This is a genomic window from uncultured Psychromonas sp. (assembly GCF_947489755.1).
Classification (GTDB): Bacteria; Pseudomonadota; Gammaproteobacteria; order Enterobacterales; family Psychromonadaceae; genus Psychromonas.
Genome location: NZ_CANLFB010000022.1, coordinates 50438 through 64134 on the forward strand (window position 1 = coordinate 50438; position 13697 = coordinate 64134).

General features: G+C 37.9%; 11 protein-coding genes. 9 read left to right on the plus strand and 2 right to left on the minus strand.

The annotated features are described in order from the left end of the window. Nucleotides 1-114: 114 nt before the first annotated feature. Nucleotides 115-1275 (plus strand): zinc ABC transporter substrate-binding protein, encoded by a 1161-nt coding sequence (locus Q0794_RS13005; RefSeq protein WP_298942574.1) that lies wholly within the window; start codon nucleotides 115-117, stop codon nucleotides 1273-1275. Between the two features lie 114 nt (nucleotides 1276-1389). On the opposite strand, the gene kdgR is transcribed toward Q0794_RS13005, so the two are convergent. Beyond that, the gene (kdgR, locus tag Q0794_RS13010; RefSeq protein ID WP_298942576.1) at nucleotides 1390-2175 is read right to left on the minus strand and encodes a DNA-binding transcriptional regulator KdgR; all 786 of its coding nucleotides are present in this window, start codon (nucleotides 2173-2175) and stop codon (nucleotides 1390-1392) included. Nucleotides 2176-2477: 302 nt separating this feature from the next. On the opposite strand from kdgR, the gene Q0794_RS13015 reads away from it, so the two are divergent. Next, nucleotides 2478-3119, plus strand: a complete 642-nt coding sequence (locus tag Q0794_RS13015) for an RpiB/LacA/LacB family sugar-phosphate isomerase (protein ID WP_298942578.1) — start codon at nucleotides 2478-2480, stop codon at nucleotides 3117-3119. Nucleotides 3120-3304: 185 nt separating this feature from the next. On the opposite strand, the gene Q0794_RS13020 is transcribed toward Q0794_RS13015, so the two are convergent. After that, entirely contained in the window at nucleotides 3305-4141 is an 837-nt protein-coding gene (locus tag Q0794_RS13020; protein WP_298942580.1) for a MurR/RpiR family transcriptional regulator, read from the minus strand. Nucleotides 4142-4574: 433 nt separating this feature from the next. Between Q0794_RS13020 and iolC the strand changes: the two genes are divergently transcribed. The 7 genes from iolC (at nucleotide 4575) to Q0794_RS13055 (ending at nucleotide 13528) form a co-directional block, all read left to right on the plus strand. Continuing rightward, nucleotides 4575-6512: a 5-dehydro-2-deoxygluconokinase gene (gene iolC / locus Q0794_RS13025; RefSeq protein WP_298942581.1), complete on the plus strand. Its 1938-nt coding sequence runs from the start codon at nucleotides 4575-4577 to the stop codon at nucleotides 6510-6512. Nucleotides 6513-6647: 135 nt separating this feature from the next. After that, nucleotides 6648-8156: a CoA-acylating methylmalonate-semialdehyde dehydrogenase gene (locus Q0794_RS13030; RefSeq protein WP_298942583.1), complete on the plus strand. Its 1509-nt coding sequence runs from the start codon at nucleotides 6648-6650 to the stop codon at nucleotides 8154-8156. Nucleotides 8157-8296: 140 nt separating this feature from the next. Beyond that, complete coding sequence (locus tag Q0794_RS13035; RefSeq protein ID WP_298942584.1) at nucleotides 8297-9052, plus strand: sulfite exporter TauE/SafE family protein; 756 nt, start codon at nucleotides 8297-8299, stop codon at nucleotides 9050-9052. A 753-nt stretch (nucleotides 9053-9805) separates the two neighbouring features. After that, a complete protein-coding gene (locus Q0794_RS13040) occupies nucleotides 9806-10750 on the plus strand; it encodes a sugar ABC transporter substrate-binding protein (RefSeq protein WP_298942586.1) in 945 nt (314 codons plus the stop codon). A gap of 98 nt (nucleotides 10751-10848) precedes the next feature. After that, entirely contained in the window at nucleotides 10849-11985 is a 1137-nt protein-coding gene (locus Q0794_RS13045) for an ABC transporter permease (protein WP_298942588.1), read from the plus strand. A 1-nt stretch (nucleotide 11986) separates the two neighbouring features. Next, complete coding sequence (locus tag Q0794_RS13050; protein ID WP_298942590.1) at nucleotides 11987-12766, plus strand: ATP-binding cassette domain-containing protein; 780 nt, start codon at nucleotides 11987-11989, stop codon at nucleotides 12764-12766. A gap of 357 nt (nucleotides 12767-13123) precedes the next feature. Further along, entirely contained in the window at nucleotides 13124-13528 is a 405-nt protein-coding gene (locus tag Q0794_RS13055; RefSeq protein WP_298942592.1) for a hypothetical protein, read from the plus strand. Nucleotides 13529-13697: the final 169 nt, after the last annotated feature.

The following is a 13697-nucleotide window of genomic DNA, read 5'->3' on the forward strand; positions in this document are numbered from 1 at the left end:
TGATGTCTTTTTTAGTGCTTACGCTAATCACTTTTAATATCTTCTATAGCTAGTTGACAACTCTAAATGTTATAATATAACATTACGTTAATCAACTATCTTAAAGGACTAAACATGAAAAAACTATTATTTATTTGCTTATCTATATTTGTACTGCCATTGCAGACATTGATGGCAGATGAAAGCCCGAAAGTCGTGGTTAGTATTAAACCACTTCATTCATTAGTCAGCGCAGTAATGGAAGGGGTTGCTACACCAACTTTATTAGTAAAAAAAGGTTCTCCACACGCTTATACTTTACGTCCTTCAGAAGCGAGAGCATTAGCCAGTGCAGATCTAGTAATTTGGATTGGACATGAGATGGAAAGCTTTCTTGAAAAACCATTAGAAACGGTTGCAGAAAATTCTAAACAGTTGGAGCTGGCTGAAGTACTTGAATCCTCACTATTAAAAACGCGTAGCGGTATTGAGTGGGATGAGCACGAACATCACGAAGGGCATGATGAAGACTACGAAGAGCATGCAACTCGCGTAGATCATGATGAAGAGCACGAAGGTCATGAAGAACATGCGACTCATGAAGATCATGATGAAGAGCACGAAGGCCATGAAGAACATGCGACTCATGAAGATCATGATGAAGAGCACGAAGGCCATGAAGAACATGCGACTCACGAAGAACACGATGAAGATCATGAAGCAACTGACGAAGAACATGAAGGTCATGAGGAACATGCGGATCACGAAGAACATCATCACGGTGTAAATGATATGCACCTTTGGTTAGATCCTAAAATAGCGCAAAAAGTAGTGGCTGAAACCACTAAAATGCTAATCGATATCGACCCTGCACATACAGCTCAATATCAAGCTAACTCAGCTAAAGTAACGACAAAACTAGTCGCACTTGATGCCTCATTAAAACAAAAATTAGCACCAGTGAAAGAGACGCCTTATCTTGCCTTTCATTCAGCTTACCAATACTTTGAAGTCGCTTATGATTTAAATGCAGTTGGTTCTGTTACGATTGACCCAGATAGAAAACCTGGTGCAAAAGGTATCAGCGAGATACGTGAAAGAGTTAAAAATACAGGTGCTCGTGCGGTATTCAGTGAGCCACAATTTGAATCAAGCCTAGTCGAAACAATTATCGAAGGAACTGGCGCAACAACAGGCGTACTAGATCCACTTGGTTCAGACTTAGAGCAAGGACCTGATGCATACTTTATCTTATTGAATAATCTAGCTAATAACCTAGTGATTGGTTTAAAGTAACTGGTTTTAAGTAATCGGTTTTAAAGTAATATTTTAAAATCTGAATATTATTTTTGGATTATTTAAAAAGGCCTAGTAATTAACTAGGCCTTTTTTCTTTTAGAAAATTAAAAACTATTTAATTGGATAGTTTTTATAACCTAATTCAGATGAAATGTTCTTACCTGCTTTTTGTAATAGCGTTACATAATGCGACATGCGCTGTTCATCGAAACGAATGGTCGGAAAGGAAATCGAGATACCGGCGATCACACACCCAAATCGATCAAATATTGGTGCTGCAATACATCTTAAACCAGGTTCTTGTTCTTGGTTATCTTCTGCGTAATGTTGTTCTTGAACCACTTTTAATTCAGATAACAATTGGTTCGTATTTTCTAATGTTTTTTCAGTGTGTTTAATAAATTTTACATCGGATAACGTCTCACGAACAAAAGCTTCATCTCGACCTGCCAATAAGACTTTGCCAATTGCCGTACTATAAAGAGGATTGCGACGACCAATTTTTGATTGCATTCTTAAGCTGTAATTAGAGTCAATTTTATGAATATAAATAATTGAATTATCGTCTAATGCCCCTAAATGTAATGCTTCATTCGTTTGCTCTGATATCAAACGCATCTCTTTATCAGCCAAACTAATTAAATCTACATATTCTAAAGATCTAGCGCCTAATTCAAATAACTTAAGTGTTAGTGAGTATTTGTCAGCTTCATTTTCTTGCGTGACATAACCTAATGTTTTCATTGTCTGTAGGAAACGATAGGTAGTTGCTTTAGACATCATTAAACGTTGTGAAAGCTCTGAAACACCAATGTTCTTTTGCTCACCTAGTGCTTGTAAAATACTAAATACTTTTAATACTGATGAGACTGATTCTGGTTGAGTTGGTTTATCCATTGCCTTTCCTTATCATTTTTATTTACGCACATCATAACCTGAGTTAATTGCCAGTGCAGTATTTTTAAAAAGCCTTTTTAAAAATTTGAAAACATTAACCTGTGAAAAGAATAATATTTGAGGCAATAACATTTGAAAGTGCCCGCTCTTGATGAAGAATATCTTTGATATACATATAAATTTATAAACCGATGTTTCATAAATTATTGCAAGCGATTTTTTTCTAGGTATATTGGTGTTAATTGTGACAAAAATAATGATCTTTAACTGAATTAATAGCAGCGTCGCTGCAGGAGATACAAATGAAAATAGCGTTAATGATGGAGAACAGCCAAGCAGGAAAAAATGCATCGGTGTTAAATGAGCTAAAAACCGTTGTAGATCCACTTAACCATCTTGTTTATAACGTCGGAATGAGTGATGAAAATGATCACCATTTAACCTATATACATTTAGGGATCATGGCGAGTATTTTGATTAACGCTAAAGCCGTTGATTTTGTAGTGGCGGGTTGTGGTACTGGGCAAGGTGCGATGATGTCGTTAAATATCCATCCTGGTGTCGTTTGTGGTTATTGTCTAGAACCTTCCGATGCGTATTTATTTAATCAAATTAACAACGGTAATGCATTGGCGTTAGCTTTTGCTAAAGGGTTTGGTTGGGGAGCTGAATTAAATGTACGTTATATTTTTGAAAAAGCGTTCACGACAGGCGAGCGTGGACAAGGTTACCCATTAGAACGTGCAGCTCCGCAACAAAGTAATGCCAGTATTTTGAATGATGTTAAAGCAGCGGTGATGAAAGATAATTATTTAGATACGTTAAAATCGATTGATCAAACGCTAGTTAAAACGGCTGTATCAGGTGAGCGTTTTCAACAATGCTTTTTTGAACATTGCCAAGATACTGAGATTAAACAATACGTGGAATCATTGTTAGCATAGCTTTTCAGCATAATTATTAGTGTAGTTTTCAGCACAGCTATTAATGTAGTTTTATTAGTAGTGTTTTATTAACGCTATTTTAATTAGTATCGGTTTTCACCTGATTGTTTGTTCTTGTTAATTTTAATGACATAGCTCAAAGCCGATATGCTAATGCAAATTATGCAGTAGCGTGTCGGCTTTATTTATTGATGTGTATTTTCTTGTTTAAACGCTAACGCAACGGCTAAAGATTGTACTAAACATAACGAAGCTGATTGAGATCTAAATTCATCTACTTTCCCTTCATTTACGACAAAACAGACGTCACTATAATCCGCTAGTGGACTAATTTGACTGTCAGTAATAATGATTTGCTGCGCGCCTGCTTTGGCTGCTACTTCACTCAGCATGACGGTTTCTTCTGCATATGGACTAAAGCTAATCGAGAGGACAAGATCATTTTTGCTGACCATCGATAACTGTTCACTAAACATACCGCCTAACCCATCGATTAAAAATGCACGACGCTCTGCATGGCGTAATGCATAGGTTAGATAAGTTGCGATACTGAAAGATCGCCTCAAGCCAATAATATAAATATTGTCAGCCTTACTAAGCATATCAACGGCCATTTCTAGTTGCAGTTGTGATGTTTGAGTTGCTAATTGATGCATTGCTTGAGAGTTCACTTGCGCAAACTGTTGTAAAATATGTAATGGTTTACCGCGACCGGTCTGCTCGGGTTCATGTTCTTTCAATAATCTAGCGCGATCGGTATAACTTGCTGTTTCTTCGATTAAGTCTCTTCTAAACAACTGTTTTATTTCATTAAATCCACTGAACTCAAAGGCTTTTGCAAAGCGAATTAAAGTAGAAGGCGGTACATCAGCTTGTCTCGCGATGACGGCTATCGTATCAAAAGCTAAGCTGTTGTTATTGTCTAAAACATAAGATGCGACTTGTTGTAGTCGTTTACTCAAATCATTATAGCGAAAACGAATTTGCTGCTGTAGTTGGATAATATTAGTGGCTACTGACATCTTACTTTCCTTTGTTTCACTTTATTAACATTCATTTCATATTGGCGTATTCATTAACCTAATTATTCACCTGATTATAGGGATAATGAGCCCAGATACCTAGAGGATGAATATATTATTTCAATTTTCATGCTAAATGAAATAAATAGTTCACTTTTATTTTTAAAGGTTTTTCTTTGTTATCGCCTTGTTATTGCTGGTTTTTGGTTGTTTATTTTTATGGTTTATATAGCTAATTTAAATGTACATCACATTTTCTTTAACTAGAATGAAATAAAGTTTTCATTTTCATTGAAAATGAAACGTTTATTTCATATGATGCTTTCATGGTTAAGAAAAGAACATATTTTGAGTCACTAACAGCAGGGCCGCTGATTTTTATTATCAATATGTTAGTGAATTAAAAAGTTGAAAAATAATGGAGCACAACATAATGCAAGCTAAAAACAAGAAACTTGATCTAATTTGTATGGGACGTGTAGCCGTCGATTTTTATGGCCAGCAAATTGGTGCTCGGCTTGAAGATATGGGGTCATTTTCAAAATACTTAGGCGGCTCATCAGGTAATGTTGCTTATGGTACTGCTCGACAAGGTTTGAAGTCTTCAATGCTAGCGCGTGTTGGTGATGAACATATGGGACGATTTTTAAAAGAAGAACTAGATATTGTGGGAGTCGATACTAGTTACCTGATTAAAGATAAAGAACGATTAACCGCATTAGTAGTATTAGGTATTAAAGACACTGAAACTTTTCCATTGATTTTCTACCGTGATAATTGTGCAGACATGGCGATCACCGCTGAAGATGTCAATGAAGAATATATTGCTTCGGCGCGTTGTTTGGCGATCACTGGCACTCACTTATCTAATCCTCAAACGAGAGAAGCGGTACTCACTGCATTAAAATATGCCCGTCGACATGGTGTGAAGACCGCACTCGATATCGATTATCGTCCTATTTTATGGGGGCTGACTTCTTTAGGGGATGGTGAAACACGCTTTATCGCCTCAGACCCTGTAACGGAGCAACTTAAAGAGGTGCTGCATTTATTTGATTTAGTGGTGGGAACAGAAGAAGAGTTCCATATTGCAGGTGGTTCAACCGATACATTGTCAGCTCTTCGTCATGTTCGTGAAGTGAGTCAAGCAGAATTGGTATGTAAACGCGGTCCGTTAGGCTGTTCTGTTTTTTCCGATAGCATCCCGAATTCACTTGATCAAGGCATCACCATTGAAGGTGTACGCGTTGATGTGTTAAATGTGCTGGGTGCTGGCGATGCCTTTATGTCTGGCTTATTACGTGGTTATTTAAATGGTGAAGGTTGGGAGAAATCATGTGCCTATGCAAATGCATGTGGAGCGTTAGTGGTATCTCGTCATGGTTGTGCCCCTGCTATGCCTTCAAAAGAAGAGCTAGATAACTACTTAAGTCGAGCGGGTCAAGTACCTCGCCCAGATTTAGATCCTGAATTAAATCATTTACATCGTGTGACAACGCGCAGAAAGCAATGGGATGATTTGTGTATTTTAGCCTTTGACCATCGTAGTCAGTTAGTTGAGATGGCAGAGGAGTTCGGTACGGATCTTGGGCGAATTCCACTCTTAAAAGAATTGATTTTTAATGCCAGCCAAGCGGTTTCAAAAGAGCTTAATTTAATCGGTAAAACAGGCATATTATGCGATAGCCGTTTCGGACAATCAGTGCTCAATCAAGCCACTGGAAACGATTGTTGGATTGCCCGTCCGATAGAGCAACCCGGATCTCGCCCTTTATTATTAGAGCATGGCAATATTGGTTCACAGTTAGTCACTTGGCCGTTAGAGCATATTGTTAAATGTTTAGTGTTTTGTCATCCAGATGACGACCCTGCAATGCAAGCGGCACAAGAAAAAACCATTAAAGAAGTGTACGAAGCGTGTTGTCTGTCCGGGCATGAGTTGCTTTTAGAAGTGATTTTACCGAAAGAGCTCCCTCATAGTGATGTGCATTATGTTCAATTATTAGCACGTTTCTATAGTTTGAATATCAAACCCGATTGGTGGAAATTACCGCCACTAAATAGCATTTCATGGGTGCAAGTGAGTACCTTAATTGAAGCGAATGATCCGCATTGTCGTGGTGTTGTATTACTCGGATTAAATGCACCTGCTGAGCAATTAAAAGAAGGTTTTAATGTAGCGTCAACATGCAAATGGGTAAAAGGTTTTGCTGTAGGAAGAACCATATTTTCTGAGCCATCGCGTCTATGGTTAGCCAATAAAATTGATGATGACATGCTAATTCAACAAATTAAAAGTAATTACTGCAACATGATTCAATTTTGGCAGCAGCGTAGCTTAGCAAAAAAGCAGTTAAGTAAGGCCGTTTAATAACAATGCTGTTCAACAAAAGAAAAGTCATGCCACAAATAGCGTGTTCAGCAACTATAAAGTCAATGTTGCCACAGGTACTCATTGTAAGAGTACGCAATATTATTCACCATTAAGTCTGTAAGGAAGTAAGTCATGGAAACCGTTCAAAATTTTATTAATGGCCAAATCACTGAAAGTAATAGCCAACGTTTTAGTCCGATATTCAACCCTGCAACGGGTCAACAAACAGGACAAGTGGTATTGAGTGACGAATTAGAAACTGCATCTGCCATTACAGCGGCTGAACTTGCTTTTCCTCGCTGGGCAAAAACATCGCCATTAAAGCGCTCACGTGTGATGTTTGCTTTCAAAGCCTTATTGGAAGCGAATAAAGATACATTAGCGCGCTTAATTTCCAATGAACACGGTAAGGTTTTTTCGGATGCCATTGGCGAAATTACACGTGGATTAGAAGTGGTCGAATATGCTTGTGGTATTCCTCATCTACAAAAAGGTGAACATTCAGCGAATGTCGGCACAGGTGTAGACAGTCACTCATTGATGCAACCGTTAGGGGTTTGTGTCGGTATAACGCCTTTTAACTTCCCTGCGATGGTACCAATGTGGATGTTTCCTATTGCTATCGCAACGGGCAATACTTTTGTGCTTAAACCTTCAGAGAAAGATCCTTCTTTAGCATTACAACTTGCAGCAATGCTCAAAGAAGCAGGGTTACCTGACGGGGTATTTAATGTTGTTAATGGTGATAAACAGGCTGTTGATGTGTTACTGACAGACGCTCGTGTACAAGCGGTTAGCTTTGTTGGCTCAACGCCAATTGCTGAATATATTTATACCACTGCCTCTGAACATGGCAAACGTTGCCAAGCATTAGGCGGTGCTAAAAATCATTGCTTATTGATGCCAGACGCCGATCTTGAGTTAGCGACGAATGCGATTATAGGGGCGGCTTATGGATCTGCTGGTGAGCGCTGTATGGCATTATCTGTTGTTGTGGCGGTGGGGGATGAAACAGCTGATCAACTGATTGATAAACTAAAAATACAAATGCAAGCAATGCGAGTTGGGCCAGGGATCGTTGACGGCATAGAGAACGATATGGGACCTGTTATTACAGCTCAACATAAAGCTAAAATTTGCGACTTTATTCGAGAAGGTGAGCAACAAGGCGCTTCATTATTAGTCGATGGCCGTTCATTAACCATTGATGGTCATGAAGCAGGGTACTTTGTAGGCCCTACCTTATTTGACAATGTGTCACCAGAGATGACGATTTACCAAGAAGAAATTTTCGGTCCTGTCTTAGCTATTGTGAGAGTACCAAACTACCAAACTGCTCTTGAGTTAATTAACCGAAATGAATACGGCAATGGTACCGCCATCTTTACACGCGACGGTGAAACAGCGCGCGAATTCAGTGAGAATGTCTTAGCGGGGATGGTGGGCGTTAACGTACCGATTCCAGTACCGATGGCTTTTCATAGTTTTGGTGGATGGAAGCGTTCAATCTTTGGTCCACTAAATGTACATGGTAGTGATGGTGTGCGTTTTTATACCCGCATGAAAACCGTCACTAGTCGTTGGCCTGCAAGCGTGCGTTTAGAAGAACATGGAAGCAGTTTTACCATGCCAACCATGTAGGCGCTTATAAACAAAATACGATCATAACTTAAAGTAAAAAGAGCATATGTCCCCATTGCAGGTCTTTAATAAAAATTATTGAGACCTGCTTTTTTATATCTTTTAAATCTTATTCTTGAAGTTTAAAACAGGCTGTCATTATGATGATTGTTTCCGATCCTTGGTTTTACGCAACGGCTATTCCAGCGGTGTTCATCTATGGCATAGGCAAAGGTGGATTAGGCGGCGCATTAGGTATTATTGCTGTGCCTTTAATGGCGATGACTATTGAACCGACACAAGCTGCTGCTATTTTATTACCTATCTTATGTGTGATGGATTTTTTTGCCGTTAAACAACATTATCGTCATGCTGATCGTAAAATATTAAAACGCATGTTACCCGGTGCAATTCTAGGTGTTGCATTAGCTGGGGTATTTTTAAGTGTGATATCAGAACCTGGTTTAAAATTAGTGATTGGCGGTCTTTCATTAGCATTTTGTTTACAGTATGTGCTCATGAAAGGTAAAAATAAAACGAAGGGAAACCTTATTAGTGCTTGGTTTTGGAGCGTTATGAGTGGTTTTTCTAGTACCGCATTACATGCTGGTGGCGGGCCAGCAAGTATTTACTTATTGCCATTAAAGTTAGACAAAGTCGTATTGATTGCCAGTATGGCGGTGTTATTTGCTATTGTTAACTTATTTAAACTCATTCCTTATACCTTACTGGGTGAGTTTGACCATACTAATTTAATGACGTCACTGATATTAATGCCATTAGCACCGGTTGGCGTGAAAATAGGCGTTTGGTTGCTGCATCGAGCAAGCCAAGCCTTGGTATATCGTTTGTGTTATATCTTTTTATTTCTATCTGGGAGTAAACTATTTTGGGATGGAGGCTATGCTTTATTTTAATTAAATCTTATTAAGTCGCTGTTGTTATCTTTTCTTCTCCTCATTTAAACTAACTTTATGCTAGCTATTTTATTCACCACTTTTAGCTTCCTCAAATATCAAATATCAAATATCAAATATCAAATATCAAATATCAAATATCAAATATCAAATACTAATTCTCTATTACCTTTATTTCATTCCACTCAATAATTGGGAATGGAATTCTGTCTATTTTAAAGGCTTTTAACCCTGCTTTAGTGGGTTAAAAACGTTTTATTATGCACGACACTATTTTTGTCTTTTGAATTAATTTAATAATATAAATGAATTAAAGTTTAGTTTTTAATTCTTATTATGAAAATATTTTTCTATTATTGGCTCGCGTAGATAAAAGAAGCCTCTAAAATGTGAGCTTGTTAATGTATTTAAAGTAATTTGAGTTTTTATGGATATATGACGTAATTTGATTGGTTTTTGTTCATATTTAGGGGCTAAACAAGGTTTTTTGATAAGAATCATCATTTAAATCCGACTTGGTTAACATTTATATAACAAGCTTCTTTTAAGCTATAGCTTAACTAGATTTGAAAGATTAGTATTAAATTTCTTTTAATTGAAAATAATTTTTCATTTTTATTTAAATTAAAAGTTTACGGAAACTAGTTATATTCGAAAGGAAAAATTGCTGCTAATAATTAATTTAGAATGTTGTTCTTGAAATTATTAGAAGCGATCATTTCTAATCTAAAAGTACTATCAAGGAGAGTTTTGATGAAGAAGTTTAAATTATTAACAGCGGCTATATTCTCGATGGCAATTGCTGCGCCATTGGTTTCTATGTCTGCTGTTGCAGAACGTTATGTGTTGATCAGTCATGCCCCAGATTCTGATAGTTGGTGGAATACGGTTAAAAACGGAATGACATTAGCGGGTAAACAAATGGATGTGACCGTTGAATACCGTAACCCACCAACAGGTGATCTTGCGGATATGGCGCGTATCATACAACAAGCTGCGGCTTCTAAACCCGATGGCATCATTACAACTCTTGCTGATTTTGATGTACTGAGTGGGCCAATTAGAAGTGCGGTTGACCAAGGCATTAACGTTATTATTATGAATTCAGGTACACCTAAACAAGCACGTGATGTAGGTGCATTGATGTTCGTAGGACAACCTGAGTACGATGCTGGTTTTGCTGCAGGTCAACGTGCTGAAAAAGATGGCATTAAATCTTTCGTTTGTGTAAATCATGCAATATCTAATGCAGTTGTTGCTGAACGTTGTCGTGGTTTTGCTGATGGCTTAGGCGTAGATCTTGGTAATTCAATGTTAGACAGTGGACAAGATCCTGCAGAAATTAAAAATCGTGTATTAGCTTACTTAAGTGCAAATCCTAAAACAGAAGCAATATTAACCTTAGGTCCAACATCTGCTGATCCAACGCTATTAGCATTACAAGAGAATGGTTTAGCAGGCGATATTTACTTCGGTACATTTGACCTTGGTGAAAACATCGTTAAAGGCATTAAATCGGGTGTTATTAACTGGGCTATCGATCAACAACCCTTCCTACAAGCTTACTTACCTATTGTTATCTTAGCGAATTACGACCGATTTGGTGTATTACCAGGCAATAACATTAACTCTGGACCTGGTTTTGTAACGAAAGAAGGTTTAGAGCTCGTTGAAAAATATGCAGGAGAGTATCGTTAAACTTTAATCTACTATTTTAATTAATTTGGCCGGCGCCCTTTTAGGGGCGGCCTTTCAACCTCAGCAATATTCTTAATTTTAAAATTTAGAGGTCTAAGATGACAGAAACTACTTCAACCCCACCAGTAAAAACCGATAAGCCGGATGAACGCGTTAAAACAAGATCGAGTTTTCGAGAAGCGCTAATCAGACCTGAATTAGGCGGCATTTGTGGCACGATCTTAGTGTTTACTTTCTTTTTATTAACCGCCAGTGACTCAGGCATGTTTTCTGCCTCTGGTGTGATGAACTGGTCTATTGTTTCTTCACAATTTATTATTATCGCCGTCGGTGCATGTTTATTGATGATTGCAGGAGAATTCGATTTATCAGTCGGTTCAATGATTGGGTTTAGTGGGATGTCAATTGCCTTACTCTCGGTCGTATTTGGCTTGCCGATGTGGGTGGCTATTATCGCAACGTTCATTTTATGCATGGGAATCGGTGCATTAAGTGGTTGGTTAGTCATTAAAACAGGCCTACCTAGTTTCATCGTCACGTTAGCTTTCTTATTTATTCTTCGTGGTTTAACTATCTTTGCTGCAATTTCTACCACCAATAAAACTATCGTCGGTGGCATTAAAGATGCTGCGGAAGGGGATTGGCTTGCACCTGTGTTTGGCGGGAAAGTATTCACCGGTTTATTCCAATGGTTAGGTGATAACGGTTGGATTGAGACGTTTGAACGAGGTTTCAAAAAAGGTCAGCCAGTGGTTGATGGTATCCCAATGTTAATGGTATGGGCTGTCATTCTGCTTATATTCGGTCATTGGTTACTCACTAAAACAAAATTTGGTAACTGGATCTTCGCTTCTGGCGGTAACGCTCAAGCGGCTACTTATGTTGGTGTACCCGTTAACCGCGTTAAGATCTTAATGTTCATGTTTACTGCTTTCTGTGCATGTGTTTTCGCTACATCACAGGTGATTGAATTTGGTTCTGCAGGGGCTGACCGTGGTTTATTAAAAGAGTTTGAAGCCATTATTTCAGTGGTTATCGGTGGTGCGTTATTAACCGGTGGTTACGGCTCGGTTATCGGTGCCGCATTAGGGGCGATTATCTTTGGTGTTGTACAACAAGGTTTATTCTTTGCGGGTGTAGAGAGCTCTTTATTCAGAGTGTTTTTAGGTGCCATACTATTATTCGCAGTAATTCTTAATACATACATACGTCGTATGATCACAGGGGAGAAATAACATGAGCGAACCTATTATCGAAATGAAAAAAATAGAGAAGCATTTTGGCTCTGTTATTGCCCTCTCAGGTGTTTCTTTAAAAGTGATGCCAGGTGAATGTTTATGTTTATTAGGTGATAATGGCGCAGGTAAATCAACGTTTATTAAAACCATGTCGGGTGTACATAAACCATCGGTTGGCGAAATATATTTTGAAGGTAAATCAATGGATTTTGAGTGTCCACGTGATGCGATTACCGCCGGTATTGCCACGGTTTACCAAGACTTAGCGATGATTCCTTTAATGTCAGTCGCACGTAACTTCTTTATGGGGAATGAACCAACAAAGAAAATCGCAGGTATTAGTTTCTTTGATCATAAATTAGCAAATGAAGTGACCATGAAAGAGATGAAAAAAATGGGTATTCACCTTCGTTCAGCAGACCAAGCAATTGGTACGTTGTCAGGTGGTGAGCGACAAACCGTTGCCATTGCCCGTGCTGTTCACTTTGGCGCTAAAGTGTTAATTTTGGACGAACCGACTTCTGCGTTAGGAGTACGTCAAACCGCAAACGTATTAGCAACGATCGATAAAGTACGTAAGCGCGGCATTGCAGTAGTATTTATTACCCACAACGTAAGACACGCAATGGCAGTGGGCGATACCTTCACTGTATTGAATCGCGGCAGAACATTAGGTTCAGCACGAAAAGGTGAAATAACTTCAGAAGAGCTACAAAACCTAATGGCCGGTGGCGCAACCTTAGCGACATTAGAAGGCTCGTTAGCGGGGACGATTTAACCTTAATTATATTGATACCTAAACCAGTTGGCCTGGTTTGGGTATCAATAATCATCTCACCATGCTCTAAACCTTTCACCTCGATCAAAACTTCACATTCTTCTTAAATCTTCATTTAGCCTTTCCAATATTCTAGTTTTTCAGTTTATTCTGTATTTCTGTTGTTAATACAGACTTATTCCATCTATCAACATGACGAAGATTTGATTATATATTTTAAGTTGTTGTTTTTATGGTTAATCAGCGTATTGTCGATTCAATTTTAACAAATTAAGGTATTCCATATTTCCACCGCAAATACGGAATAATTCTGTATAAGAAGCTGTTAGGTTTTAAATTTATTCATAAGGAGGGTATATGTCAGAAAATATCGAAAGTAATAATAATCCAATCTCGAATCTTAAGAGTTCTTTAGGTGTTATTACAGAAACAGCAGAAAAAATGTCGTCAATAGCTGAAAAAGGTCCGTCAAATATATTAATGACATTAGGTTCAACGATTATTATCTTTGCACTTGCTATTAAAATTGAGCTTTTTGGAGTTAAATTTACAAGTATGACTCCTATTGAATTCGTATTTATATTAATAACAGGTTGGTTATTCCTAGGAGGGGCTTCACTAATGAAATACCTTCAATATAAAGATAAGTATAATATGAAAAAGTTGGTATGGGAAAGTAGCCAAAAACAAATCGAAATGGCTAATGAACAACATAAATCTACAAGTGATTTTGTCCTAAAAGATAAAATTTGTGAACTATAAAAAACCTAACAAGAACTTCAAACGGAAAAAATACAGTTGGCTGTTTCCACTCCGTTCAACATTTTAGCCAACTATATTTTTCCGCTTAAGTTGGCGTTGAGGCTGTAGAATTTCTCGTAAAAGAACGATTTTACGTTCTTTTACGAGAAATTCTCATTGTATGAAAAAC

Bases quoted from the DNA above. Each gene is read 5' to 3' on its own strand.
- Q0794_RS13005 (WP_298942574.1), top strand. From the start codon at position 115: ATGAAAAAACTATTATTTATTTGCTTATCTATATTTGTACTGCCATTG.
- kdgR (WP_298942576.1), bottom strand. From the start codon at position 2,175: ATGGATAAACCAACTCAACCAGAATCAGTCTCATCAGTATTAAAAGTA.
- Q0794_RS13015 (WP_298942578.1), top strand. From the start codon at position 2,478: ATGAAAATAGCGTTAATGATGGAGAACAGCCAAGCAGGAAAAAATGCA.
- Q0794_RS13020 (WP_298942580.1), bottom strand. From the start codon at position 4,141: ATGTCAGTAGCCACTAATATTATCCAACTACAGCAGCAAATTCGTTTT.
- iolC (WP_298942581.1), top strand. From the start codon at position 4,575: ATGCAAGCTAAAAACAAGAAACTTGATCTAATTTGTATGGGACGTGTA.
- Q0794_RS13030 (WP_298942583.1), top strand. From the start codon at position 6,648: ATGGAAACCGTTCAAAATTTTATTAATGGCCAAATCACTGAAAGTAAT.
- Q0794_RS13035 (WP_298942584.1), top strand. From the start codon at position 8,297: ATGATGATTGTTTCCGATCCTTGGTTTTACGCAACGGCTATTCCAGCG.
- Q0794_RS13040 (WP_298942586.1), top strand. From the start codon at position 9,806: ATGAAGAAGTTTAAATTATTAACAGCGGCTATATTCTCGATGGCAATT.
- Q0794_RS13045 (WP_298942588.1), top strand. From the start codon at position 10,849: ATGACAGAAACTACTTCAACCCCACCAGTAAAAACCGATAAGCCGGAT.
- Q0794_RS13050 (WP_298942590.1), top strand. From the start codon at position 11,987: ATGAGCGAACCTATTATCGAAATGAAAAAAATAGAGAAGCATTTTGGC.
- Q0794_RS13055 (WP_298942592.1), top strand. From the start codon at position 13,124: ATGTCAGAAAATATCGAAAGTAATAATAATCCAATCTCGAATCTTAAG.